Genomic DNA, 24,832 nt, shown 5'->3' with positions numbered 1-24,832 from the left:
GAGGATGATGCGTAAAACGACAGGAACTCTGCTGGCCACGCTGCTGCTGGCCGCCACCGGCGGCAGCGCGCTGTCCGCTGAGGTCACCGTGATGATCTCCGGCGGCTTCAAAGCGGCGCTGGAAAAGCTGGCCCCGGCGTGGGAAAAACAAACTGGCAACCATCTCGAGGTGATCCCCGGCCCGTCAATGGGGAAAACGCCGCAGGCGATCCCTAACCGCCTGGCGCGGGGCGAACACGCGGACGTGGTGATTATGGTCGGCGACGCGCTGACCAACCTCGAGAAAGCGGGCCGAACGCAGCCGGATTCCCGCCGGGAGCTGGCCGACTCGCCCATCGGCGTGGTGGTGAAAGCGGGAGCGCCGCTGCCGGCCATCCGCAGCGCAGACCAGCTGCGGGCGGCGCTGCTGGCTGCCCCGTCGGTCGCGTACTCCGACAGCGCCAGCGGACGCTATGTCAGCTCGACGCTGTTCCACCGCCTGGGCATTGATGAGGCGATGCAGAGCAAAGCGCAGATGGTGGAGCGTATTCCGGTGGCCTCGGAAGTGGCGAAGGGACGTTATGCGATCGGTTTTCAGCAGGTGAGCGAACTGCTGCCGGTGCCCGGCGTAACCTTCGTCGGCGAACTGCCGGATAACCTGCAGTACATCACCCGCTTTGCCGGGGCGGTGACCGTCAGCGCCGACCACCCGCAGGAAGGAAAGGCGCTGCTGACCTATCTGGCCTCACCGGCGGCGCAGGAGACCATCCACGCCACCGGTATGCGAAGCGTGGCCGCCGCTGCGCCGGTCAGCCAGAAGGATACTGTTCAATAATCAGCTTCTCCAGCTCTGCCGCTACGTAGGACTGAATACGGCCGCTGAGGCGGATCAGGCCTACCGTGCGGGTGACCACCGGATCAGTGAGCGGCACGGCGCGGAGAACGGAATGCTCCCCAGCGGGCATTGACATCGCGGGTACGGCGGCAATGCCGATGCCCGCTTCCACCATCCCCAGCATCGTGGTGACGTGGCGGGTTTCGCAAATGCTTGGCCGCGCCGGCGTCAGATGCGCCAGCTCCCGGTCGAGCAGCGTCCGGTTGCCGGAGACCCGATCGAGGCCAATATAATCCTGTTCAAAATATGCCTGCCAGCTGAGGTGCGTCCTGCCTGCCAGCGGATGGTCATGCCGACAGGCGGCGACATAGCGGTCGTCGGCCAGCGGGGTGAATTCGATGCTGGCCGGCAGGTTTTTGGCAAAGCAGAGCCCAAAGTCAGCCTGTCCGCTGCTGACCGCCTCGATCACATTCCCGACGCTGCTGTCAATCAGCCGGATACGCACCTGGGGATAACGCGCCTGAAAGCTGCGGATGATGTCCGGCATAAAGTAGTAGGCGGCAGAGGGTACCGTCGCCACCGTCACCAGCCCGGTGCGCGCCTTGCTGACCTGGCTGATATCCGCCAGCACCGTCTCGACGTGGGCCAGCAGCTGCTCTGAACGTTCGGCAAAATTCTGTCCATACAGCGTAAGGGTCACGCGGCGGGTGGTGCGCTCGAACAGCCGGTTGCCCAAGGCGGTCTCCAGCTTTTCGATGCGCCGGCTGAGGGCCGACTGCGACAGGCAAATGGATTCTGCGGCCAGCCGAAAGCTGCCATACTCCATCAGGGCGCGAAAGGCATAGAGATCGTTGAAGTCAAAATTTACGGGCATGGCGGCGGCATCCTTATCGGCTGTCTGACGCCTCGCCCCGTCCGGTGAGGGGCGATGGCGACGAAAATCGGCTCGGCAGGTGACTGGGCGCGCGGCTGACCGCACGCCGGGTCGTCAAACCTTGAGCAGTTTTACCGTGGCATCGATATCGATTTCGTCTTCCGAGAAGATCAGGGTTGTCCCCTGAAAGGTGGTGATCGCCAGCTTTTTCACCGAGCGCATCTCTCCCGGCTGCACCGTGGATTTTGGCCGGATGCTGTTCATCAGCAGCCCGACCGACAGCACCGCGTTTTCTTTATCCACGCGGGTCTCGACCGGCTCTTCTTCCCGGTAAACCACATAGGACTTGATGGAGGTCAGCTTCAGCCGCTCGCCGGCGATATAGATATATTTGCTCTCCGGAATGACCTTGACCGCGTAGGCCGACAGCCCTTTATTGTTGGTGGTTGGTTCGAAAGTCACCGCCGCGTCTTTCTTGATGAGATCGGGATTGGCGACCTTAATCACATGAAAATACCGGTTTTCGCCGTTTTCATCTTTGATAAATCCAAAACCTTTATCTTTAAACCACGTTGTGATTGTTCCGTTCATCGCCATTACCGTTCTTACTCGTTGGTTAACTCAAATTTTGCAGCGCGCAGTGTAAAGCACATTGCCTGCGCAGACCATGCCTTTACGATAAGTGTGGGTGATAAATGACACCGCCGCGAGGGCGGATCGTGCGCCAGCGTCGTACCGGCGGACAAAATGGGGTACTATCGCCGGCCACTCCTTCTTCGGGCCGCCTGATGTCCACCATTATCGATACCTTTGTCGCGCCGCCGTGCCGCGACCAGATCACCCTCTTGTATCAGGATGAACACCTGCTGCTGATCAATAAACCGGCCGGGCTGCTGAGCCTGTCAGGCAAAGATCCGCGCAACCTCGACTCTGTCCATCATCGACTGGTCCAGCGCTTTCCGGGCTGTACCCTGGTACACCGCCTTGACTTCGGCACTTCCGGTCTGATGGTGGTCGCCCGCAACAAGGGGATTAACGCTGCGCTGTGCCAACAGTTCAGCCAGCGCACGGTGGGTAAGGTCTATACGGCGCTGCTGTGCGGCCATCTGCCGGAAGACGAGGGGGTCGTGGAGGCGGCGATCGCCAAAGAGCCGGCCCGTTTCCCGCGCATGTCGATCAGTGTCCGGCACGGCAAACCGGCGCGTTCGCGCTACCGGGTCATTGACCGCCTGTACCAGACGCGGGAAGGGGAGAGGGCGCTGGCGCTGACGAGGGTGGCGCTTACCCCGGAGACCGGGCGCACCCATCAGCTGCGGATCCACTGTCAGCTGCTGGGCTATCCGATCCTTGGCTGCGATCTGTATGGCGGCCGGGAATTGCCGGGCACGGAACAGGCTCCGCGGCTGATGCTGCACGCCAGCGAGCTGCGCTTTGTCCATCCCGTCAGCCGCGAGCCGATGCATATCCAGCAGGCAAGCTCGTTCTGATCGCCTGCCGCCGGAAGCCCGCGATCACCACATCAGGTCGTCGGGCACCTTAAAGTCGGCGTACGGATCGTCTTCATCCTGTTCATCCTGACTCAGGGCGCTGTGCAACACGATGCTGCTGGCATCGCGCTGGGCAATTTTCTCTGCCACGACCGCCGGAATAATCGCATACTCCCCTTCAGGTTTGTTATCCACCGCCAGGCGGGCAATCGCCAGACGGCCGTTAATCAGCTGGGTTTGGGTGGTCTTGTCGACCATGATTTTTTTGATCAGATTATTATCGGTAAAGTTAAAGCCGATATCGCCCCGGGCGACCGTAATGCGGTTCATCTCAATCAGCTGCTTGACCTGGGCTTTATACTCTTTCGCCAGCACCGCCTGCTTTTGCTGCTCGCTGAGCAGTTTATCGCGCTCCAGCTGGGCTTTTTTATTCTCTTCCACCGCTTCCCGGGCCTCACGGGCCTGCACGCGGGATTTTTTCGCCGTTCTCTGGACTTTGGCCATTTTTTTGCTGCTGACCAGGCCGGCTTTGAGCATCTGCTCTTGTAAGGTAAGTTTTGTCATTTGCGTATCTGAAGCTTAGGAAACATCTGGCAAGTATACCTGCATTGGCGGAAACGACGCCAGACCCGCGGACGTGCTGGGCCGCTGTGGCTAGTAGCGCGAGACTGGCGGGGGATTACTCCCGGGGCTGGAGCTGATAAATCCAGGCGCTGACCTGCTGTCCATCGTCGGTGGTCACCTCAACCGACACCCGATCGTACCCCTCCTCAAACTCGTCCAGCATGGGCCAGTGCGCCGCCAGCCGGTCGGACAGGAACAGATAGCCGTTGACCCGCGGGCCGTTGGCGTCGAGGACGATCCCCGGAAAATCAGCGGCAGCGCCCCAGCCGCGCGCGTAAAAGGTGCCAGTGACGTAGCCCGGACGCCACTCGCCCCCGATCGTCTCCAGAATATGCGCATTGCTGCGACCGGGACAGAGCGTCCCATAGACAAATAACGGTTTCATTGTTCCTCTCGCGATCGTGACTTCATCCGCCCACAGCGGAAACCCAAAATACGGGGTAATGTAGCGCCTGGCAATGGCCGGGTGTTGATCCGCCACCTCAACCGCCAGCAGTACCTTGACGCTCGCTCCGCCCGCTAATTCTCGCGCTGACAGACATCATGATGACAACACATACAGACCTCCGCTATTAAACCGGTGGCGACCCGCGCACGCTGGCCGATTTTATTGCGCTGCGTGCAGAAATGAACAAGCTCAACCACCCGGCGCGGCCGAATATTAACTGGCCGTATGCCGAGCAGCTTGCCCGCGGAACACCTCACCGGCTGGGCGGAGGGCATGCGGCAGCTGCAACGGCTCGCCGGTCAGCTCAATGCCCTCGACGAGCAGAAGGGGAAGTACCTGACGGTGAGCGAACTGAAAACGGCGGTGTTTGCCATCATGCAGTCGCTTAACCATGCCGTTCCGCTGGAGGAGCAGCTGCGCGAGCTGGCCGCGCTCCCCGCGGGTCAACCCTGGCCTGCCGCCCGCGGCAGCCTCGCCGAACTGCATCTGCAACAGCCGATCGTGGAGTATGCACTGCTGAAGCGAAATCAGCCGGCCTCGCCGCCCGCTGAGCTCCCCGAAACCGGTGAGCCCTCGATGAGTGAGGCGGTGAAATAAAATGTGCGCATGGCAACATTTTCTTTACATCATGATTGCAAGAACCGAACGCCCTTCGTAGTCTGAAAATGATTTAAATATACCGTTTGTGTTTATATTGAAAATTTTATTTCGAACTCTGAGGGCATGCTATGAAGCACTGTAAAATCATCCTGTTAGTAGGCCTTCTGGCCAGTTCCGCTTCGGCGTTAGCGGAGAAGATCGGCGTCTCGATGGCTTACTTCGATCAAAACTTTCTCACCATTATCCGTCAGTCCATTGAGAAAGAAGCTCAAGCCCGTCACGTCGATGTGCAGTTCGAAGACGCCCGCGGCGACACCGGACGCCAGGCCGATCAGGTGCAGAGCTTCATCGCCTCCGGCGTGGACGCCATCATCGTGGACCCCGTGGACTCCGCCAGCACCCCGCAGCTGACGAAGATGGCGCAGCAGGCCAGAATGCCGCTGGTGTATGTGAACCGGACGCCGGGGGATAAAACGTTACCGCCTGGCGTGGTGTTTGTCGGATCGGACGAGCGGGAGTCCGGCACATTACAGATGGAAGCGCTGGCGAAGCTGGCAAACTACAAAGGCAACGTCGCCATCATGATCGGCAATCTCACCGATGCCGGCGCGCTGCAGCGCACCAAAGACGTAGAGCAGGTGGTGGCTAAATACCCGGCGATGAAAGTGGTGCAGAAACAGCCGGCCAACTATTCCCGCAGCGAGGGAATGGATCTGATGCAGAACTGGACAGGCAACGGGGAAGAGATTGATATTGTGGCGGCGAACAACGATGAGATGGCGATTGGCGCGGCGATGGCGCTGGAGAAGAGCCAGAAGAAGTTGCTGATCGGCGGGATCGACGCCACGCCGGATGGGCTGAAAGCGTTGGCCAGCGATAAGATCCAGGTAACAGTCTTCCAGGATGCCGTTGGTCAGGGCAAAACGGCCTTAGCGGTGGCGCTGAAGCTGATTAAAGGAGAAAAAGTCGAGTCCCATGTCTGGATCCCGTTTGAGTTAGTGACCAAAGAAAATATGCAAACCTATGTGGAAAAGAGTCATTAACGGCAAGGCGGAAGTGTTCGAACTTTGCTGATAAAACCGGGCTGAGAATGTGTCGCCCGGGCAATGAAACCGGAGGATAAGACATGGCAATGGCAAAAAGCGGTTATACGCTGCAGGTGATAAAGGCAGGGCAGCAGGGGCATGTTGAAATGAGGTGGGGGCATCTCGCGGAAGTCGATACGCGCGCGGCGGCGGCGACCATCGCGCAGCATATCGGGCGACCCTCGTCTGCGGCGGATCCGCAGGAGATTAGCCTGTCGCTGACCAATGCTGCCAGCGGCATCTCGGTGGAGCTTCATCACCCGGCCTCAGGGGAAAGCGCCACCCCGGCTTTTATTGAGGACGAGTTAAAAAAGATTGTGCAGATCGTTGATGGCTACGAAGCGGCAGAAGAGACCCATATCGTGGAGTAGCGCGCCGCCTGGCGCACGAAAAAAAATCCACGCCGGAGCGTGGATTTTTTATTACTCGATGGCGGCAGAAATGCCAGCCAGCGGGATCAGACGTTGAACAGGAAGTTCATCACATCGCCATCTTTGACGATGTAGTCTTTACCTTCAGCGCGCATTTTACCGGCTTCTTTCGCGCCCTGTTCGCCTTTGTAGGCGATAAAGTCTTCATAAGCGATGGTCTGCGCGCGGATAAAGCCTTTCTCGAAGTCGGTGTGGATCTTACCGGCTGCCTGCGGCGCAGTCGCCCCTACCGGGATGGTCCATGCGCGCACTTCTTTCACCCCAGCGGTGAAGTAGGTCTGCAGGTTCAGCAGGGCGTAACCAGCGCGGATCACGCGGTTCAGACCCGGCTCTTCGAGGCCCAGCTCAGCCATAAACTCGTCACGTTCTTCATCGTCCAGCTCGGCGATGTCCGCTTCAACCGCGGCGCACACCGGCACCACCACAGACCCTTCCTGCTCGGCGATGGCGCGAACCTGATCGAGGTACGGGTTGTTCTCGAAACCGTCTTCATTGACGTTCGCGATGTACATGGTCGGCTTCAGGGTCAGGAAGCTCAGATAGCGGATGGCGTCTTTCTCTTCTTTGGTCAGATCCAGCGCGCGCAGCATACCGGCGTTTTCCAGCTGCGGCAGGCATTTCTCCAGCGCGGCCAGCTCAACTTTCGCGTCTTTATCGCCGCCTTTGGCTTTTTTGGAGACGCGGTGAATCGCGCGTTCGCAGGTATCAAGGTCAGACAGCGCCAGTTCGGTGTTGATAACGTCGATATCTTCCGCCGGGTTCACTTTCCCCGCGACGTGAATGATATTGTCGTTTTCGAAGCAGCGAACCACGTGACCGATAGCTTCGGTTTCGCGGATGTTGGTCAGAAACTGGTTGCCGAGACCTTCGCCTTTGGACGCGCCTTTAACCAGGCCCGCGATATCAACGAACTCCATGGTGGTCGGCAGGATACGCTGCGGTTTGACGATTTCAGCCAGCTTGTCCAGACGCGGATCGGGCATCGGTACGACACCGGTGTTCGGCTCAATGGTACAGAAGGGGAAGTTGGCCGCTTCAATACCCGCTTTGGTGAGCGCATTGAACAGGGTGGATTTGCCGACGTTGGGCAAACCGACGATACCGCATTTGAATCCCATGATTTAAATCACCTTAATCTTTGGATAATCAATCTGTTACAAGGAACAGATTGCAGAAAATTGAATAGCTTTGCCTATTATACACGGTGCGCGGCAAAAATGCCGCACGACAACGGCTTATTGCGCCTTAAAGGCGTGTAAACGGTTGGTCGCTTTGGTGAGACCATCCTTTAACCAGATTTCCGTACAGCGCGCCGCTTCGTCGACGGCATCATCAATCAGTTTCTGCTCGCTGGCCGGCGGTTTGCCGAGCACAAAGCCGACAACCTTGTTTTTATCGCCCGGATGGCCGATCCCGACGCGTAAGCGGTGAAAGTTCGGGTTATTGCCGAGCTTGCTGATGATGTCCTTCAGGCCGTTGTGGCCGCCATGGCCGCCGCCAAGCTTAAATTTCGCCACGCCCGGCGGCAAATCCAGCTCATCATGGGCAACCAGAATTTCGTCCGGGTTGATGCGATAAAAGGTTGCCATCGCGGCCACGGCTTTACCGCTAAGGTTCATAAAGGTGGTGGGCACCAGCAGGCGAACATCCTCGCCCGCCAGGTTGATGCGCGAGGTGTAGCCGAAGAATTTGCTCTCTTCGCGCAGCGGCGCGCGATGGCGATCCGCCAGTAAATCCACATACCAGGCGCCAGCGTTGTGCCGGGTGGCGGCATATTCCGCACCGGGGTTGGCCAGGCCGACAATCAGTTTAATGGTCACGTTTTCTATCCTGCATGGGGCATTCTCTGCCGCGTAGTGTACTGTCTGCGGGCGCGCTTGACAAAATTCTGGCTATAAGACAATACCGGCATTGATGATTTACTCACTAAATCATTAGAATTTGATATGGTTCATAGACTTATTTGTAAATTTTTGTCTATTCGCTGTTCACTAATGTGATCGTGGGCGCACTCCGCAGAAGAGACCTTGTCTATACTACACCTATAAGATTTGGGGACATTCCCTGGCAACCCAAAGTCCGGAGGTGACACATGAAACGCAAAAACGCTTCGTTACTCGGTAACGTACTCATGGGGTTAGGGTTGGTGGTGATGGTTGTGGGGGTGGGTTACTCCATTCTGAACCAGCTTCCGCAGCTTAACCTGCCACAATTCTTTGCGCATGGCGCTATCTTAAGCATCTTCGTCGGTGCTGTGCTCTGGCTGGCCGGAGCCCGTATTGGCGGCCACGAGCAGGTCAGCGACCGCTACTGGTGGGTGCGCCACTACGATAAACGCTGCCGTCGTAACCAGCATCGTCACAGCTAACCGCAACCGCATTTTCCGCATCGGCCTTCCGCGGCCGATGCGTTTTTCTCTGACTCTCGTTATCGCTTCTTCTTTTTCCCGCCATATAACGACCCCCATTCCGACCTGAGCTTCGTGATGCTATGGTTGCCGCCAAAAGTGAATATTAAGCGCGTTTTATGCTTGACCCTGACGTTACGTCAGGCAGCAGAGTAGCGGACCTGGCCACAGAGAGGAGCAGTCATGTTAATTCAGGTGGGAGAGCTGGCGAAACGCGCCGGACTGACGGTGCGTACGCTGCATCATTATGAACAGACGGGGCTGTTAACGCCTTCGGCCAGAAGCGAGGCGGGCTATCGGCTCTATAACCTGTCAGCGGTTCAGCGCCTGCATATGATAAAGGCGCTGGCGCAGACCGGGCTGACGCTCGCCACCATCAAGGACTATCTCGATCGGCAAACGCTGTCGCTGCCTGAGCTGCTGACGCAGCAGATAGAGACGCTGAATGACCAACTGCGTGATGTCGCCAGGCTGCGCGACCGGCTGTTGGCGCTGCGCGAGGCGCTGGCGAGCGGCAATGAACCCGATCTGGAGTCCTGGCTACAGACGCTGGAGTTAATGAAAATGTACGATCGTTGGTTTAGTCAACAGGAGTTAGCCGCGCTGCCGTTTGCGGCACAGGATGAACAGCGCGCCCAAGCGTGGCGCGAGCTAACGGAGGAGGTGCAGACGCTGATGGCGAGCGGCTGCCCGACGGACAGTCCGCAGGCGATGAGTCTGGCGACGCGCTGGATGGAGCGCCTGGAGCAGGATACAGCAGGGCGCCCGGAGTTTCTGACCCGCCTGAACGCGATGCATGCCGCCGAGCCGCAAATGGTTGAACAGACCGGCGTCACGCCGGCCATCATCGCCTTTATCACCGAAGCCTTTGCCGAAAGCAAACTGGCCATCTGGGCGCGGTATCTCGACGATGAAGAGATGGCGTTCACCCGCCAGCACTATTTCGACCGGCTACAGGAGTGGCCAGCGCTGGTGGCGAAGCTGCATCAGGCATGTCGGGAGGGTATAGCGCCGGATTCAGCGTCGGGTCAGGCGCTGGCCCGGGCGTGGCTTGAGCTGTTTCAGTCCTACGCCGGTACCCGGCCGCAGACGTTGCAGAAGTTTCGTCGGGCAATGGAGCAGGAGCCGCATTTGATGAAGGGCACCTGGATGACGCCGGCGGTGCTGAGCTGGATACAACAGGCGACGGGGGCGTTGATGCGGCAGGCGCAGGGGCCTGCCGCCGGGTGATCACAGGTCAGCCAGCGCGGCCTGACGATCGGGGTAGAAGCTCAGGCGGCCTGGCAGCGGCTTGACGCCGGCGCGCGCTAACGTGCGTAGCGGCTGAAACTCGAGGTTAGATACGCGCAATTCACAGCCTTCCGGCAGCTTGTTCACAAAGCGCTGGAAGGCATCCAGACCGCCGGCGTCGAGAACCGGCACGGCGTCCCACTTCAGCACCACGATGCGCTTGCCGGCGATCCGGGTCTCCAGATCGTTGAATAAACCTTCGGCGGCGGCAAAGAATAGCGGACCGATCACCCTCAGCACCAGCACATCGTCTGGCACTTCGACGTTGACCGGCGCCAGATGCGTCATGCGCGCGATACGGCGCATAAACAACAGCGAAGCCAGCACGATCCCGACGCTGATGGCGATCACCATATCAAACAGCACCGTCAGCGACATGCACATCAGCATCACCACGATGTCGTCCTTCGGCGCGTGGCGCAGCAGATTGATGACTTTATGCGCCTCACTCATGTTCCATGCCACCATCAGCAGCAGGGCGGCCATCGCCGACAGCGGCAGCCAGGAGAGCAGCGGGGCGAGGATCAGCAGCGCCATGATCACCAGCAGGGCGTGGATCACTGCGGCAACCGGCGATGTGGCGCCGGCGCGCACGTTCGCCGCCGAGCGGGCAATCGCCGCGGTGGCGGTGATTCCGCCGAAGAACGGCGCAACGATGTTGCCTAGCCCCTGGCCAATCAGCTCGCTGTTGGCTTTATGCTTGGTACCGGTCATACCGTCGAGCACCACCGCGCACAGCAAAGATTCAATCGCGCCGAGCATCGCCATGGAGAAGGCGGCAGGCAGCAGCGCCTGCAGCGAAGCCCAGCTCAGGGTAAAGCTGGAGCCCGGCATATCCCAGGGCAGCACCAGCTGTGGCAGCAGCTGCGGAATGCCGTTGCCCTGAGTGCCGTCCGCCAGCTGATAGTGAAACTGCGAGCCGATCGTCGCCACATCGCCGCCGAGCAAGTTGACTACCAGCATCACCGCGCAGCCGGCCAGCAGCGCGGGGAGGTGGCCCGGCAGACGGATACCCAGCCGCGGCCAGAAGATCAGGGTGCCGAGGGTGACGACGCCGATGGCGGCGTCCCCGACGTTAATGGTCGGCAGGGCCATCGCCAGCGCGGCCACTTTCTGCAGATAATGCTCCGGCACATGGGGCATCTGCAGGCCGAGAAAATCCTTAATCTGCATGGTACCGATAGTGATACCGATCCCGGAGGTGAAGCCGAGGGTGACCGACAGCGGGATATATTCGATCAGGCGGCCAAAGCGCGCCAGGCCGAAAAGAATTAAAAAGATTCCCGACATCAGCGTCGCCACCAGCAGCCCCGCCAGGCCGAACTGCTGGGAAACCGGATAGAGGATCACCACAAAGGCGGCGGTCGGGCCGGAAACGCTAAAGCGCGACCCGCCGGTTAAGGCGATCACAATCCCTGCCACCGCTGAGGTATAGAGGCCGTACTGCGGCGGCACACCGCTGCCAATCGCCAGCGCCATCGCCAGCGGAATCGCAATGATCCCGACGGTGATCCCGGCGATCAGGTCACGCGTGAAGCGGGCCGTGGTGTACTGTTCTTTCCAACAAGCGTCGATGAGGGCGCGGAAAGGCATCACATGTGAGGAAAATAATCTGTTCACAATAATGTTTCATCCATGAGCGCATCATCTGTCAACTAAATGGCAGGTGAAGGAGGCATTGATCATTTCCACGTCATCTTTCGGGATGCCTCTGTGTTGGCTGCGTTCATTTACCCCAGTCACGTACTGCCTGTACGCTCCCGGGGATTCATTCACTTGCCGCCTTGACGCATGCCGAATGATGTTGTGGAAGAATTAAAAATGCAGAGACAAAAAAACCCGCCGCAGCGGGTTTTTGTGCTCGGCTCGATTAATGTTCGAACATAGCAGAGATTGATTCTTCATTGCTGATACGGCGAATAGCTTCAGCCAGCATACCGGAGAGCGTCAGAGTACGCACTTTATCCAGCGCTTTAATTTCTGGTGCCAGCGGAATGGTATCGCAGACGACAAATTCATCGATCACAGAGTTTTTGATGTTCTGGATTGCGTTGCCGGAGAAGATTGGGTGCGTCGCGTAAGCGAATACGCGTTTCGCGCCGCGCTCTTTCAGCGCTTCTGCCGCTTTACACAGGGTGCCGCCGGTGTCGATCATATCGTCGACCATCACGCAGTCACGACCAGCGACGTCGCCGATGATATGCATCACCTGGGAGACGTTGGCGCGCGGACGACGCTTGTCGATGATGGCCATATCGGTATCGTTCAGCAGTTTAGCGATAGCGCGAGCACGAACTACGCCGCCGATGTCCGGAGAAACCACGATCGGGTTGTCCAGGTTCAGCTGCAGCATATCTTCCAGCAGGATTGGGCTGCCGAACACGTTATCAACTGGCACATCGAAGAAGCCCTGGATCTGTTCTGCGTGCAGGTCAACGGTCAGCACGCGGTCAACGCCGACGCTGGACAGGAAATCCGCCACCACTTTCGCGGTGATTGGCACACGAGCAGAACGAACACGACGGTCCTGACGAGCATAACCGAAGTAAGGGATAACGGCGGTGATACGACCTGCCGAAGCACGACGCAGAGCATCAACCATAACAACCAGTTCCATCAGGTTGTCATTGGTGGGAGCACAAGTGGACTGGATGATGAAAATATCACCACCGCGTACGTTTTCATTGATTTGTACGCTGACTTCGCCGTCGCTAAAACGACCTACAGCGGCGTCGCCAAGAGAAGTGTACAGGCGGTTGGCAATACGTTGTGCTAGTTCCGGGGTGGCGTTACCAGCAAAAAGCTTCATATCAGGCACGAGAAGAACCTCAGGCATGCGTCCAGTGGTGGATGAATGGGCCAATAATGTGCGGGCTGGCGCCATTCGATCCAGTCGGTGTATTTAAAGAGCACGATGCAACGTCTGGAACAGGGTGACGTTGTCACCGTAACTCAATTTCCCCGGCTGACTCATGATCGTTGCGCCATCACAGCGCAGGAATCAGAGCAGGGCCTGCTTGAGCGGCGAAAGATTGACTCCGCGCGCCACAAAGCCATTTAGCCATGCCGGGGCAGTGTCCAGCACCTGACGGGCAGCGGATTCGGTGTTAAATTCAGCAAACACACAGGCCCCTGTGCCGGTCAGGCGTGACGGCGCATATTCTAACAGCCAGGAAAGCGCGGCATCAACCTCGCGAAAACGTTTTCTTGCGATAAGCTCGCAATCGTTGCTGAATTCACAATTTAATAACGTATTAATTGACCGGCGCGGGGTATTTCGTGGTAGCTCCGGGTCGCGAAAAATGATCGGCGTCGGAATACTGACGCCTGGATGAGCCACCAGGTACCATTTTTCCTCGGGCTCCACCGGCGTGAGAATTTCACCCACTCCCTCGGCAAAGGCGGCATGGCCGCGCACGAAGACCGGCACATCGGCCCCCAGCTGCAGACCAAGGGTCGCCAGCTCATCTTCCGAAAGCCCGCAGCCCCAGAGATGGTTAAGCGCCACCAGCACGGTGGCGGCATTGGACGAGCCGCCCCCCAGGCCGCCGCCCATCGGCAGGCGCTTATCGATACTGATATCGGCGCCGCTGCCCGCCGGCAGGCGGCCGCTTTCGCCGGCTGCGCGCATCAACAGACGCGCGGCGCGAATAATCAGATTTTCTTCATCCGGTACACCGGCCACCGGCGTCAGCAGACGCAGTTCGCCGTCAGCGCGCGGTTCGATGGTCAGCGTATCGCCATAGTCGAGGAACTGAAACAGCGTCTGCAGGGTGTGGTAACCATCGGCCCGCTGGCCGGTGATATATAAGAACAGATTCAATTTTGCAGGTGAGGGCCAGCGGCTCATCATTTCACGATCCAGTTATCCATCTTCAGCTTGATGCGCTGGGCGCCATTGTTTAGCTCGACATTAGACGGCAGGGCTGGCTGGGTATCGGTGGTGTAGCCGCCGTAGGTGACGTGCCAGGTTTTGCCGTTTTGCGTGTAGTTCAGTTCGCGCAGACGGTACCGATCGTCCAGCGAATAGTCGGTGGCGTCACCCGGCAGGCCGATGATCCACTGGCGCAGGCTGTTCAGCGGGATCGGCATCCCGGTCAGGCGGCCAATCATCTCTTCGGCATCGGTGGCGGTATAGGTCTGGCCTTTGTTGTCGATCAGCTGCACGCTGCCCGGCTGGGCGGTCAGCGACAGCTCGGTGCTGCCCAGCGGGTTAGTTAGCAGCAGGCGATAGCGGTCCTGACCGGTTTGCTGCCAGAAGAAGCGGGCATAGACTTTTTGCTCGTCGGAGAGATAGGCAAACGCCCCGCGGGTCTGGAACTGGTTGAGGCTGCGAACAGCCTGCTGGTGCTGGCGCCACTGCGGCGAATCCGGGCTTTTGCCAGGCCCCTGGGGGGTATGAACAGAACAAGCGGTCAGGACGAGGCTGGCCAGCGGCAGCAGGCGGAACAGTCGATTCATAATGATGACAAATCCTTGATGTCTACAGTGAAATCCGGCGGCAGGGGAACAGCGGGCCGATTTGTGTAGCAGGTTACATTTATAACCCTTAATGCTAGCGTCGCCGGGCGATAGCGTCTACGTTCAAGTTGTCTGAAATCAAAAAATTAACCTTAATGGCGGTCTTGCTTTGGCTATTACTCCAAAAGGGGAGCCTCTCTTTTATTGATTACGCGCATCCTGTATGATGCACTCAGACTAACCTTAGCAACGCTGGTACTACTCCCTCACAATGACCCTTTTAGCTCTTGGCATCAATCACAAAACAGCTCCGGTCGCCCTGCGAGAACGCGTCACATTTTCGCCGGAAACGCTCGATAAGGCGCTGGAGAGCTTGCTGGCTCAGCCGATGGTGCAGGGTGGAGTGGTGCTGTCGACCTGCAACCGCACAGAACTCTATCTCAGCGTCGAAGAGCAGGATAACCTGCAGGAAGCGCTGATCCGCTGGCTGTGTAATTACCACGGCCTCAATGAAGAAGACCTGCGTAAAAGCCTCTACTGGCACCAGGATAACGACGCCGTCAGCCATCTGATGCGCGTCGCCAGCGGCCTTGATTCGCTGGTGCTGGGCGAACCGCAGATCCTCGGTCAGGTGAAAAAAGCCTTCGCCGATTCCAGCCGCGGCCACCTCAACGTGAGCGAACTGGAGCGGATGTTCCAGAAATCGTTCTCGGTGGCTAAGCGCGTGCGTACCGAAACCGATATCGGCGCCAGCGCCGTTTCCGTCGCCTTCGCCGCCTGTACCCTGGCGCGGCAAATCTTTGAATCCTTGTCGAGCGTGACGGTGCTGCTGGTCGGCGCCGGTGAAACCATCGAACTGGTGGCGCGTCATCTTCGCGAACATCACGTGCGCAAAATGGTGATCGCCAACCGCACTCGTGAACGCGCCCAGGCGCTAGCGGAAGAAGTGGGCGCCGAGGTGATTGCCCTTAGCGATATCGACGAACGGCTGAAAGAGGCCGACATCATTATCAGCTCCACCGCTAGTCCGCTGCCGATCATCGGCAAAGGCATGGTGGAGCGCGCGCTCAAGGCGCGGCGTAACCAGCCGATGCTGCTGGTGGATATCGCCGTCCCGCGCGACGTCGAACCGGAGGTCGGTAAACTGGCTAACGCCTACCTCTATAGCGTCGACGATCTGCAAAACATCATTCAGCATAACCTGGCGCAGCGTAAGGCCGCGGCGGTGCAGGCGGAATCGATCGTCGAGCAGGAGACCAGCGAATTTATGGCCTGGCTGCGCGCGCAGAGCGCCAGCGAGACCATTCGTGAGTACCGTTCGCAGTCTGAGCAGGTCCGTGAGGAGCTGACGGCGAAGGCGCTGGCCGCGCTGGAGCAGGGCGGCGATGCCCAGGAAATTATGCAGGATCTGGCGCGTAAGCTCACCAACCGCCTGATCCACGCGCCAACCAAATCTCTTCAGCAGGCCGCCCGTGACGGGGACGACGAACGCCTGCATATTCTGCGCAACAGCCTCGGGCTGGAATAGCGCACCTTTCTCTTATTTTCAGGACAGGGTGAATTCACGCCTATGAAGTCTTCTATTGTTGCCAAACTGGAAGCGTTGTACGAGCGCCACGAAGAAGTGCAGGCGCTGCTCGGCGATGCCGCGACGATTGCCGATCAGGATAAATTCCGCGCGCTGTCGCGGGAGTATGCTCAACTGAGCGATGTGGCGCGCTGCTATACCGACTGGCGTCAGGTGCAGGAGGATATTGAAACCGCACAGATGATGCTCGACGATCCGGAAATGCGCGAAATGGCGCAGGAAGAGCTGCGGGACGCCAAAGATAAAGGCGAACAGCTGGAGCAACAGCTGCAGGTCCTGCTCCTGCCGAAAGATCCCGATGACGAGCGTAACGCCTTCGTGGAAGTACGCGCCGGGACCGGCGGCGACGAAGCGGCGCTGTTTGCCGGCGATCTGTTCCGCATGTACACCCGTTACGCGGAATCGCGCCGCTGGCAGGTGGAGATCCTCAGCGCCAACGAAGGTGAACACGGCGGCTTTAAAGAGGTGATCGCCAAGATCAGCGGCGACGGCGTCTACGGCCGGCTCAAATTTGAATCCGGCGGCCATCGCGTGCAGCGCGTGCCGGCCACCGAGTCGCAGGGGCGTATCCACACCTCCGCCTGTACGGTGGCGGTGATGCCGGAGCTGCCGGAGGCGGAAATGCCGGATATCAACCCGGCGGATCTGCGCATCGATACCTTCCGCTCCTCCGGCGCGGGCGGGCAGCACGTTAACACCACCGACTCGGCGATCCGTATTACCCACCTGCCCACCGGCATCGTGGTGGAGTGTCAGGACGAACGTTCTCAGCATAAAAACAAAGCCAAGGCGCTGTCGGTGCTGGGTGCGCGGATCCGTGCCGCCGAAGTGGCCAAGCGTCAGCAGGCGGAAGCCTCCACGCGCCGCAACCTGCTGGGCAGCGGCGACCGCAGCGATCGCAATCGTACCTACAACTTCCCGCAGGGCCGCGTGACCGACCACCGCATCAACCTGACCCTTTACCGTCTGGATGAGGCGATGGAGGGCAAACTCGACATGCTGATTGAGCCGATTGTCCAGGAACACCAGGCCGATCAGCTGGCGGCGCTGTCCGAGCAGGAATGATGACCTTTCAGGCCTGGCTGCAGCAGGCAATCGCCCGCCTGGCGGAGAGCGACAGTCCGCGACGCGACGCCGAGATCCTGCTGGGACACGTCACCGGCCGGGCGCGCACCTGGATCCTGGCCTTCGGCGAAACGACGCTCTCCGCTGACGAGGCGACGACGCTGGAGGCGCTCCTGCAGCGACGCCAGCGCGGAGAGCCCATCGCCCATCTGGTCGGGCAGCGGGAGTTCTGGTCGCTGCCGCTGTTTGTCTCCCCGGCGACGCTGATCCCCCGCCCGGATACCGAATGTCTGGTAGAGCAGGCGCTGGCGCGTCTGCCCGTCGCGCCGTGCCGTATTCTCGACCTCGGCACCGGGACCGGCGCCATTGCCCTGGCGCTGGCCAGCGAGCGTCCGGACTGTGAGATCACCGCGGTGGACGTCATGCCGGACGCCGTGGCGCTGGCGTTGCGTAATGCCGCCCATCTGGGCATCGCTAACGTGACGATACGGCAAAGCGACTGGTTTGCCGCGCTGGCCGGGCAGCGTTTCGCCATGATCGTCAGCAATCCCCCCTATATCGACGCTGCAGACCCGCATCTCGCCGAGGGCGATGTGCGCTTTGAGCCGCTAACGGCGCTGGTGGCGGGCGATGAGGGGCTGGCCGATCTGGCGCAGATTATCCGCGAGGGGCGGCAGTATCTGCAGCCCGGCGGCTGGATGCTGCTGGAGCATGGCTGGACCCAGGGCGAAGCGGTGCGCGCGCTGTTCCGCGAAGCGGGCTATCTGGACGTCGCGACCTGTCGCGACTATGGCGACAATGAGCGTCTGACCCTCGGACGTTTACCCGACATGGAGAACGTTGGCTGATGAACTTATTCACGGCTGTCCTCTATCTGCACATCGCCAGCGTGGTGGTGTCGGTAGGATTGTTCGTTTTACGTTACTGGTGGATGTATCACCAGAGCCCGCTGCTGAACCAGCGGTGGGTGCGAATTGCGCCGCACTGCAGCGATACGCTGCTGTTTCTCAGCGGTGCGGGATTAATGGCGATAACGCACTACCTGCCGTTCACAGAAGACGGCGCATGGCTGACTGAAAAGCTGTTTGGCGTTATCATTTATATCGCATTAGGTTTTATCGCGCTGGGCCGTCGTCGTCCGCGCAGCCAGCAGAGCCGCTTTATCGCGTTCCTGCTGGCGCTGGTGGTGTTGTTTATCATCATTCAACTCGCCATCACAAGAATACCGATACTGGGGTAGGTCATGGGGTCATTAGCGGATTTCGAATTTAACAAAGCGCCATTGTGTGATGGCATGGTCCTCATTTCTGAACAGGTTCGCGACGATTTTCCGACGCGTTTTGTCGAGGAAGAGCTGCAGCGGCTGCTGCGCCTCGCGCAGGAGGAGATTGCGCCTTCGTGGGACCAGGAACGCCAGATAGAACGCCTGCTGGCGCTGTTTTACGAGGAGTGGGGCTTTGGCGCCTCGCAGGGCGTTTATCGTCTTTCCGACGCGCTTTGGCTGGATAAAGTGCTGGTCAACCGTCAGGGGAGCGCGGTGTCGTTAGGCGCGATCCTGCTGTGGATCGCCCAGCGTCTGGGGCTGCCGGTGGTGCCGGTGATCTTCCCGACCCAGATGCTGCTGCGCGCGGACCCGGAAACCAGCGAAGAGATGTGGCTGATTAATCCGTTCAATGGCGAAACCCTCGACGAACATACTCTGGAGGTATGGCTGAAGGGCAACATCGGGCCGGTGGCGGAACTGTTTAATGAAGATCTCGACGAAGCGGATAACGCCGAGGTGATCCGCAAGCTGCTGGACACCCTGAAGTCGGCGCTGATGGAAGAGCGGCAGATGGAGCTGGCCCTGCGCGCCAGCGAAGCGCTGCTGCAGTTTAACCCGGAAGACCCGTATGAGATCCGCGACCGCGGGCTGATATATGCCCAGCTGGATTGCGATCACGTGGCGCTGCTGGACCTGAGCTATTTTGTCGAGCAATGTCCGGAGGATCCGATTAGCGAGATGATCCGCGCACAAATCAACACGATTTCGCACAAACAAATTACATTGCATTAGTCTGGAACCATTCCGGTTACACCCTGATAAGGCGAACTTATGAAACAAAAAGTGGTTAGCATTGGTGATATCAACGTAGCGAACGACCTGCCGTTCGTGCTGTTCGGCGGGATGAACGTGCTGGAGTCACGCGACCTGGCGATGCGTATCTGCGAACATTACGTCACCGTTACGCAGAAGCTCGGCATCCCCTACGTCTTCAAAGCCTCCTTTGATAAAGCCAACCGTTCCTCCATCCACTCCTATCGTGGGCCGGGTCTGGAAGAAGGGATGAAGATTTTCCAGGAGCTGAAGCAGACCTTTGGCGTGAAAATCATCACCGACGTTCATGAAGCCAGCCAGGCGCAGCCGGTGGCTGACGTCGTGGACGTGATCCAGCTTCCCGCCTTCCTCGCGCGCCAGACGGACCTGGTGGAAGCGATGGCCAAAACCGGGGCGGTGATCAACGTCAAGAAACCGCAGTTCGTCAGCCCGGGCCAGATGGGCAACATCGTCGATAAGTTCATCGAGGGTGGTAACGACAAAGTGATCCTCTGCGACCGCGGCGCTAACTTCGGTTACGACAACCTGGTCGTGGATATGCTTGGCTTCGGCGTGATGAAGAAAGCCTCCAACAATTCACCGGTTATCTTCGACGTCACCCACGCGCTGCAGTGCCGCGACCCGTTTGGCGCTGCCTCCGGCGGTCGCCGTGCGCAGGTGAGCGAGCTGGCCCGCGCCGGTATGGCGGTAGGTATCGCCGGTCTGTTTATCGAAGCGCATCCGGATCCGGACCACGCGAAATGCGACGGCCCGTCCGCGCTGCCGCTGGATAAACTGGAGCCGTTCCTCAAGCAGATGAAAGCGATTGACGATCTGGTGAAAAGCTTCGACGAGCTGGATACCAGCAAGTAAGCCTGACCTCATCAGTTAAAAAGCCTGCCGGCGTCAAAACCGGCAGGTTTTTTTTCGCCCGGACTCCGCCGGGCGGGAAAGCGAGGTCAGGCGAAAATGGTCATCAGGTAGGCGGCGAAAAGCGCCAGATGGGCCGCGCCGTTCAGCACATTGGTGCGTCCGGTGGAGAAGGAGATATGGCACAGCACCAGCGAGGCGACCATCACCACCATCTCCGGCGCGCCAAGGCCAAAGCGCAGCTCATTGCCGGTCAGGAAGGCGATGAGGGTGACTACCGGGACCGTCAGTGAGATGGTGGCCAGCACGGAGCCGAAGAACAGGTTCATCGCCCGCTGTACCTGATTGTTGAGCACCGCTTTGAGCGCGCCAAGGCCTTCCGGCGACAGGATCAGCAGGGCTACCAGGAAGCCGGTAAAGGCCACCGGGGCGTTCATGCTGGTCAACAGCGTTTCCAGCGGGTTGGCGTTCATTTTCGTGACGGCGATAACCGCCACCAGGTGCACCAGCAGCCAGGCGGTATGCCACCCGCTGCTGTGGGCGGACGGTTTACCGTGGTGCGGGTCGTCATCGTCGCCGTCGTCTTCATGCTCATAAACAAACAGACTCTGATGGGTTTTGGTCTGAATAAGCAGGAAAACACCGTACATGGCCGCCGAAATCACCGCCACCAGCAGCGATTGCCCGGTGCTAAAGTTCGCGCCCGGCAGCGCCATGGGAAACACCAGCACGATAATCGCCAACGGAAACAGGGCGATAAGATACTGCTTAATGCCGAACAGATTCATATATTGGGTGGCGAATTTACGCCCGCCCAGCAGCAGGGAAAAACCGACCAGACCGCCGGTGACGATCATAATGATGGAGTAGAGCGTGTCACGCATCAGGGTCGGCGCGGCGTCGCCGGTGGCCATTAACGCCGAGATCAGACTGACCTCAAGGATAACCACCGACAGGCTGAGGATCAGGGAGCCATAGGGTTCGCCCAGGCGGTGGGCGAGGACGTCGGCGTGGCGGACCACGCTGAAGGCGCTGCTTAAAATACCGACCAGCGCGAGGATGTTAATCGCGATAACCACTGGCAGTGACTGGCTGCTGCCCCAGAAAAACAGCACCGCCAGCGCTAGCACCGGAAAGACGAGGGAGGACTCCTTATGGCGGGTTTTTACCGCCTCATGTGCATGGGTCATGAACCATCTCCATTTATGCAGGTGTTATAATTATAAAAACGCAGGGCGATAAAGTAACAGATTTTGCTAAATTGCCGCTGGATTTTTACTTAAATTTACGGGTGTCGAGAGATATCTTGATTAGTTTATTATAATTTGCGATTACTCTATTTTTATTATTAATATTCAGATAATTACTAAAATTCATTTTTAACTCATCATCGGCTTGATAGCCTGCCGCCTGCGTTCCAGACTTAAACTTTATGCTCAAACAGGAGGCCATAATGCCCTATCACAGTAAACAAGAGCTACCCGACAGCGTTAAGCATGTTCTGCCTGCCCATGCGCAGGAAATTTATAAAGAAGCGTTTAACAGCGCCTGGGATCAATATAAGGATAAAGACGAGCGGCGCGATGACGCCAGCCGCGAAGAGACGGCACACAAAGTCGCTTGGGCGGCGGTGAAGAACAGCTACGAGAAAGGCGATGACGATAAGTGGCATAAGAAAAAATAATTGCTGACGCCGCTTTTACGCTTGCCAGCGCCCCGCTGATTGCTTATTGAAAGATAAAGCTGGATAATATTTCAGCAATATTGACGGATGCATGAGACGAACGCCGGGAAGCGGGCAGTGGCGGAGGTAGTAAACAGTGTTAACTCGTGATTTCTTGATGAATGCGGATTGTAAGACAGCGTTTGGCGCTATTGAGGAATCGCTACTCTGGTCGGCAGAACAACGCGCAGCCTCGCTGGCGGCGACGCTGGCCTGCCGCCCGGATGATGGCTCAGTATGGATCTTTGGCTACGGTTCGCTTATCTGGAACCCGGCGCTCAATTATCGCGAGTCCTGCACCGGCACGCTGCCGGGCTGGCACCGCGCGTTTTGCCTGCGGTTGACCGCCGGGCGCGGAAGCGCCTGCCAGCCGGGACGCATGCTGGCTCTGAAAGAGGGCGGCCGGACTACCGGCGTCGCTTATCGTCTGCCGGACGACACGCTGGAAGAAGAGCTGACTCTGCTGTGGAAACGAGAGATGATCACCGGCTGCTATCTGCCCACCTGGTGCAAGCTGGAGCTGGACGACGGGCGAACGGTAAATGCTTTGGTGTTTATTATGGATCCGCGTCATCCGCTGTTTGAGCCGGATACCAGCGCCCAGGTCATCGCTCCGCTGATCGCCCGGGCCAGCGGGCCGCTCGGGACCAACGCCCAGTACCTGTTTTCGCTGGAACAGGCGTTAAGTAAGCTCGGGATGCACGACGCCAGTCTTGATGATCTGGTGGCCAGCGTCCGCGCGCTGTTGGGCGAGAGCCCGACGCCAGGCCTGGCCTGAGCGCGCGGAAAAGAAAAACGCCCGGCATGGCCGGGCGGGTGTTCTGTCAGTGACGGTCAGGCTGGCACGTAGCTGATGGAGTGCTCCAGTGACTGGCTGTGACTGTCGATAAGCACGTTCCAGGTGCCGCTGTAGGGCACCGTCAGATAGGCGCTGTCCCGATCCTGCACGCTCAGAATATCCGCATGGCTGTCGCCAGGGACCTTCGCGCTCATCAGATGAATATGGCAGCGCTCTGAGCACCGCACCACCAGCGTGTCACCGCCAAACAACGTCAAACTTGCTTTTACCATCGCCATTTTTGTACCCCGTTTCTGTCCTGCTACAGCATCCTGCCCACCCAGTCCTCGCGTGATATTGTTCACACTTTGCTCTGTGCATCACACCAAACGGCGCGGGTCGGGATGCTGATTTTGATCAAAAAAAGGGATAAAGATTAAACAAAAATGACGTTGTTCCTGAAAGCATTCAGCTAACGTTTTTTTCGCCTCTTCAGGTGGCGAAACCTGATATTTCCTGCCGTTCGGCACCCCAGATTCAGAAGGTCAGCACTTTATCTGCCGCCAGGGTCCACTGGGCCAGCTCAACGAGAGTGCCAACCTCCACCCCGTCAATCAACGGCAGTGCGCTGACCCCGCGGCCGTCCGCGCAGGTTTTGCACAGCTTCACGGGAACCTGCTGGGCGGTGAGGATCTCCAGCATCTGCTGCACATTATACCCTTCCGCCGGCTTCTGCCCGCGCAGCCCGGCGGTGACCGCGTCGGACATCAGAAACAGCTTGAGATCGAGGTCGGACTGCTGTTCGCGCAGGGCAATGGCCAGGCGCAGGCTGTTGAACAGGGACTCGCTGCCGTAGGCGGCGCCGTTGGCGATAATCACAATACGTTGCATACAAACTCCTTCTTAAAGGCACGGTTATTGCTTTACCGCAGTATAAAGCGTTAACCCGGAGGAGGGGTATGAATAATACGACTGGTCACGCGGACGAAGCGACGGCCTGGCTGCAGCTGGCGCGCCGCCTGCAAAAACAACAGCTTCAGCAACTAGCCCGGCTGGGCGAGCTGGCAAGTCAGCTCAGCGCGCTGGTGCATATGCTGCAGTGCGAGCGCGGGGCGTCGAATATTTTTCTTTGCTCGGGCGGCCAGCTGTACGCGGCGGAGTGTCGGGCGGGTGGGGCGCTGGTTGATGAGCGGCTGGCCTTGTTCTATGCCGCCCTCGAACGGGCGCGCGCGGTCGCCGGCAGCGCGCTGTGCTGGCGCATCGCCCGGGCGGTAGGCGATCTGGCGCAGCTCCCGGCGCTGCGTGAGCAGGTCAGCCGCCGGCAGGTAGCCGCTGAAGCCGCGACGGAGCAGTTCAGCCGTATTATCCGCCATCTGCTGAATATCGTCCCGCAGCTCAATGACAGCATTGACGACCCGCCGGTAGCCGGGCGTATGGTCGCCCTGTACAGCTTTATGCAGGGAAAAGAATTGGTGGGTCAGGAGCGCGCGCTGGGAGCGTTGGGCTTTACCCGCGGCGAGTTCAGCGACAGCCTGCGCCAGCAGCTGGTGGACCGTATTGACGGTCAGCAGCCCTGCTTCGACAGCTTCCTGGCGCTGGGCAGCCCGGCGACCGTCCAGCTGTTTACTACCGAGTGCCAGGCCGGTCTGGACATAGAGCAGCTGCGGCGGATCGCCTGCACCCGCCAGCCGGCGGCGGACGGTGGGGAAACGGCGCTGCGCTGGTTCGGCCTGCAGACCCAGCGGCTTGAGCAACTGCGCGAAGTGGAAGAGCAACTGATCGACGATCTGCTGGACGCCACCGACGCGCTGTTAGAAGACGACGCGCCTGGCTGGCTGGCCGGGGAGGAGAGCGACAGCGTGACGCCGCGGCTGGATAAACAGCTGCTGCCGCTGGTGCGCCAGCAGGCCTATGAGCTGCAGCAGCTCTCCAGCCAGCTGGCTTCGCTGAAAGACGCGCTCGAGGAACGCAAGCTGATCGAAAAAGCGAAAAGCCTGCTGATGACACACCAGGGGATGCCGGAGGAGCAGGCCTGGCAGACGCTGCGCAAGATGGCCATGGACAAGAATCAGCGGATGGTTGAGATAGCCCGCGCGCTGCTGATGGTGAAGGCGATCTGGCCAGTAACTCCAAAGGAGTAGATGCACAACCGATGGGCATTTGCTGCCTGTCGGCGGTGCACTTTTGCCTGACAAACCGACCCGGGCGAA

The 24,832-nt window shown here is 59.1% G+C and carries 28 protein-coding genes and 1 pseudogene; 16 read left to right on the top strand and 13 right to left on the bottom strand.

What is annotated here, in order from left to right:
- Positions 1-4 precede the first annotated feature (4 nt).
- Complete coding sequence (locus ACQUTP_RS04510) at positions 5-814, top strand: substrate-binding domain-containing protein (protein ID WP_162490399.1); 810 nt, start codon at positions 5-7, stop codon at positions 812-814.
- Here ACQUTP_RS04510 and ACQUTP_RS04505 read toward each other — a convergent pair.
- Together ACQUTP_RS04505 and ACQUTP_RS04500 are read right to left on the bottom strand one after the other, a co-directional pair.
- Positions 789-1,688, bottom strand: coding sequence for a LysR family transcriptional regulator (locus ACQUTP_RS04505; RefSeq protein ID WP_017899856.1), 900 nt, complete (start codon positions 1,686-1,688; stop codon positions 789-791). The two genes, ACQUTP_RS04510 and ACQUTP_RS04505, sit on opposite strands and share 26 nt — an antisense overlap.
- Before the next feature lie 114 nt (positions 1,689-1,802).
- Complete coding sequence (locus ACQUTP_RS04500; RefSeq protein ID WP_004203243.1) at positions 1,803-2,285, bottom strand: cold-shock protein; 483 nt, start codon at positions 2,283-2,285, stop codon at positions 1,803-1,805.
- Between the two features lie 191 nt (positions 2,286-2,476).
- Here ACQUTP_RS04500 and ACQUTP_RS04495 point away from each other — a divergent pair, with 191 nt between their 5' ends.
- Positions 2,477-3,175, top strand: coding sequence for an RluA family pseudouridine synthase (locus tag ACQUTP_RS04495; protein WP_004203233.1), 699 nt, complete (start codon positions 2,477-2,479; stop codon positions 3,173-3,175).
- Positions 3,176-3,199: 24 nt separating this feature from the next.
- On the opposite strand, the gene ACQUTP_RS04490 is transcribed toward ACQUTP_RS04495, so the two are convergent.
- Positions 3,200-3,739, bottom strand: coding sequence for a DUF2058 domain-containing protein (locus ACQUTP_RS04490; protein WP_017899854.1), 540 nt, complete (start codon positions 3,737-3,739; stop codon positions 3,200-3,202).
- 115 nt (positions 3,740-3,854) lie between these two features.
- Positions 3,855-4,184, bottom strand: coding sequence for a gamma-glutamylcyclotransferase family protein (locus ACQUTP_RS04485; protein WP_004203231.1), 330 nt, complete (start codon positions 4,182-4,184; stop codon positions 3,855-3,857).
- 297 nt (positions 4,185-4,481) lie between these two features.
- Here ACQUTP_RS04485 and ACQUTP_RS04480 point away from each other — a divergent pair.
- The 3 genes and pseudogenes from ACQUTP_RS04480 to ACQUTP_RS04470 all read left to right on the top strand — a co-directional run.
- Positions 4,482-4,844: pseudogene (locus ACQUTP_RS04480) on the top strand (VasL domain-containing protein); the annotation flags it as partial.
- A 131-nt stretch (positions 4,845-4,975) separates the two neighbouring features.
- The gene (locus ACQUTP_RS04475; RefSeq protein ID WP_023318572.1) at positions 4,976-5,890 is read left to right on the top strand and encodes a sugar ABC transporter substrate-binding protein; all 915 of its coding nucleotides are present in this window, start codon (positions 4,976-4,978) and stop codon (positions 5,888-5,890) included.
- Between the two features lie 83 nt (positions 5,891-5,973).
- Positions 5,974-6,303, top strand: coding sequence for a DUF1869 domain-containing protein (locus ACQUTP_RS04470; RefSeq protein WP_004203225.1), 330 nt, complete (start codon positions 5,974-5,976; stop codon positions 6,301-6,303).
- Positions 6,304-6,389: 86 nt separating this feature from the next.
- Here the strand turns inward: ACQUTP_RS04470 and ychF are convergent, their stop codons facing one another.
- Together ychF and pth are read right to left on the bottom strand one after the other, a co-directional pair.
- Entirely contained in the window at positions 6,390-7,481 is a 1,092-nt protein-coding gene (ychF, locus tag ACQUTP_RS04465; protein WP_004203224.1) for a redox-regulated ATPase YchF, read from the bottom strand.
- A 117-nt stretch (positions 7,482-7,598) separates the two neighbouring features.
- Entirely contained in the window at positions 7,599-8,183 is a 585-nt protein-coding gene (pth, locus tag ACQUTP_RS04460) for an aminoacyl-tRNA hydrolase (protein ID WP_004180389.1), read from the bottom strand.
- A 272-nt stretch (positions 8,184-8,455) separates the two neighbouring features.
- Between pth and ychH the strand changes: the two genes are divergently transcribed.
- A complete protein-coding gene (gene ychH / locus ACQUTP_RS04455; protein ID WP_002910437.1) occupies positions 8,456-8,731 on the top strand; it encodes a stress-induced protein YchH in 276 nt (91 codons plus the stop codon).
- A gap of 222 nt (positions 8,732-8,953) precedes the next feature.
- Positions 8,954-10,000: a MerR family transcriptional regulator gene (locus ACQUTP_RS04450; RefSeq protein ID WP_285754977.1), complete on the top strand. Its 1,047-nt coding sequence runs from the start codon at positions 8,954-8,956 to the stop codon at positions 9,998-10,000.
- Here the strand turns inward: ACQUTP_RS04450 and dauA are convergent, their stop codons facing one another.
- The 4 genes from dauA to lolB all read right to left on the bottom strand — a co-directional run bounded on the left by dauA (position 10,001) and on the right by lolB (position 14,521).
- Complete coding sequence (dauA, locus tag ACQUTP_RS04445) at positions 10,001-11,680, bottom strand: C4-dicarboxylic acid transporter DauA (RefSeq protein WP_004203219.1); 1,680 nt, start codon at positions 11,678-11,680, stop codon at positions 10,001-10,003.
- A gap of 250 nt (positions 11,681-11,930) precedes the next feature.
- Entirely contained in the window at positions 11,931-12,878 is a 948-nt protein-coding gene (prs, locus tag ACQUTP_RS04440; protein WP_002910407.1) for a ribose-phosphate diphosphokinase, read from the bottom strand.
- Between the two features lie 183 nt (positions 12,879-13,061).
- Complete coding sequence (ispE, locus tag ACQUTP_RS04435; protein ID WP_072140567.1) at positions 13,062-13,910, bottom strand: 4-(cytidine 5'-diphospho)-2-C-methyl-D-erythritol kinase; 849 nt, start codon at positions 13,908-13,910, stop codon at positions 13,062-13,064.
- Positions 13,910-14,521 (bottom strand): lipoprotein insertase outer membrane protein LolB, encoded by a 612-nt coding sequence (gene lolB, locus ACQUTP_RS04430; protein WP_004203216.1) that lies wholly within the window; start codon positions 14,519-14,521, stop codon positions 13,910-13,912. The genes ispE and lolB overlap by 1 nt, the downstream gene beginning before the upstream one ends.
- Positions 14,522-14,792: 271 nt before the next feature.
- Here lolB and hemA point away from each other — a divergent pair, with 271 nt between their 5' ends.
- From hemA to kdsA, 6 genes are read left to right on the top strand one after another with little or no spacing between them, the layout of a single operon-like run.
- The gene (gene hemA / locus ACQUTP_RS04425; RefSeq protein WP_002910404.1) at positions 14,793-16,049 is read left to right on the top strand and encodes a glutamyl-tRNA reductase; all 1,257 of its coding nucleotides are present in this window, start codon (positions 14,793-14,795) and stop codon (positions 16,047-16,049) included.
- Positions 16,050-16,091: 42 nt separating this feature from the next.
- Positions 16,092-17,174 (top strand): peptide chain release factor 1, encoded by a 1,083-nt coding sequence (prfA, locus tag ACQUTP_RS04420; RefSeq protein ID WP_004203214.1) that lies wholly within the window; start codon positions 16,092-16,094, stop codon positions 17,172-17,174.
- Positions 17,174-18,022 carry a peptide chain release factor N(5)-glutamine methyltransferase gene (prmC, locus tag ACQUTP_RS04415; protein ID WP_017899848.1) on the top strand — a complete coding sequence of 283 codons (849 nt, stop codon included), beginning with the start codon at positions 17,174-17,176 and terminating at the stop codon, positions 18,020-18,022. Before prfA ends, prmC begins: the two co-directional genes overlap by 1 nt.
- Positions 18,022-18,414 carry an invasion regulator SirB2 gene (gene sirB2, locus ACQUTP_RS04410; RefSeq protein WP_008804389.1) on the top strand — a complete coding sequence of 131 codons (393 nt, stop codon included), beginning with the start codon at positions 18,022-18,024 and terminating at the stop codon, positions 18,412-18,414. Before prmC ends, sirB2 begins: the two co-directional genes overlap by 1 nt.
- Positions 18,415-18,417: 3 nt before the next feature.
- On the top strand, positions 18,418-19,230 hold the full coding sequence (gene sirB1, locus ACQUTP_RS04405; protein WP_017899847.1) for an invasion regulator SirB1: 813 nt from the start codon (positions 18,418-18,420) through the stop codon (positions 19,228-19,230).
- 39 nt (positions 19,231-19,269) lie between these two features.
- Entirely contained in the window at positions 19,270-20,124 is an 855-nt protein-coding gene (kdsA, locus tag ACQUTP_RS04400) for a 3-deoxy-8-phosphooctulonate synthase (RefSeq protein WP_002910393.1), read from the top strand.
- A gap of 86 nt (positions 20,125-20,210) precedes the next feature.
- Here the strand turns inward: kdsA and chaA are convergent, their stop codons facing one another.
- Positions 20,211-21,311: a sodium-potassium/proton antiporter ChaA gene (gene chaA / locus ACQUTP_RS04395; protein WP_004203207.1), complete on the bottom strand. Its 1,101-nt coding sequence runs from the start codon at positions 21,309-21,311 to the stop codon at positions 20,211-20,213.
- A 263-nt stretch (positions 21,312-21,574) separates the two neighbouring features.
- On the opposite strand from chaA, the gene chaB reads away from it, so the two are divergent.
- Both chaB and ACQUTP_RS04385 read left to right on the top strand, forming a co-directional pair.
- Positions 21,575-21,805, top strand: a complete 231-nt coding sequence (gene chaB / locus ACQUTP_RS04390) for a putative cation transport regulator ChaB (protein ID WP_057215933.1) — start codon at positions 21,575-21,577, stop codon at positions 21,803-21,805.
- 136 nt (positions 21,806-21,941) lie between these two features.
- The gene (locus tag ACQUTP_RS04385) at positions 21,942-22,622 is read left to right on the top strand and encodes a gamma-glutamylcyclotransferase (RefSeq protein WP_004203203.1); all 681 of its coding nucleotides are present in this window, start codon (positions 21,942-21,944) and stop codon (positions 22,620-22,622) included.
- Positions 22,623-22,678: 56 nt separating this feature from the next.
- Here the strand turns inward: ACQUTP_RS04385 and ACQUTP_RS04380 are convergent, their stop codons facing one another.
- Positions 22,679-22,921, bottom strand: a complete 243-nt coding sequence (locus ACQUTP_RS04380) for a DUF1883 domain-containing protein (RefSeq protein WP_002910387.1) — start codon at positions 22,919-22,921, stop codon at positions 22,679-22,681.
- Between the two features lie 238 nt (positions 22,922-23,159).
- Positions 23,160-23,513 (bottom strand): DsrE/DsrF/TusD sulfur relay family protein, encoded by a 354-nt coding sequence (locus ACQUTP_RS04375; protein ID WP_012541343.1) that lies wholly within the window; start codon positions 23,511-23,513, stop codon positions 23,160-23,162.
- A 68-nt stretch (positions 23,514-23,581) separates the two neighbouring features.
- On the opposite strand from ACQUTP_RS04375, the gene nasR reads away from it, so the two are divergent.
- Positions 23,582-24,763, top strand: a complete 1,182-nt coding sequence (gene nasR / locus ACQUTP_RS04370) for a nitrate regulatory protein NasR (RefSeq protein ID WP_032456276.1) — start codon at positions 23,582-23,584, stop codon at positions 24,761-24,763.
- The last annotated feature ends 69 nt before the right edge of the window (positions 24,764-24,832 follow it).

Source organism: Klebsiella sp. 2-CIP_Kleb., assembly GCF_050378715.1.
GTDB lineage: Bacteria > Pseudomonadota > Gammaproteobacteria > Enterobacterales > Enterobacteriaceae > Klebsiella > Klebsiella quasipneumoniae.
Note: the sequence above shows the minus strand (reverse complement) of the source record. Positions and strands in the feature narration are given on the sequence as shown.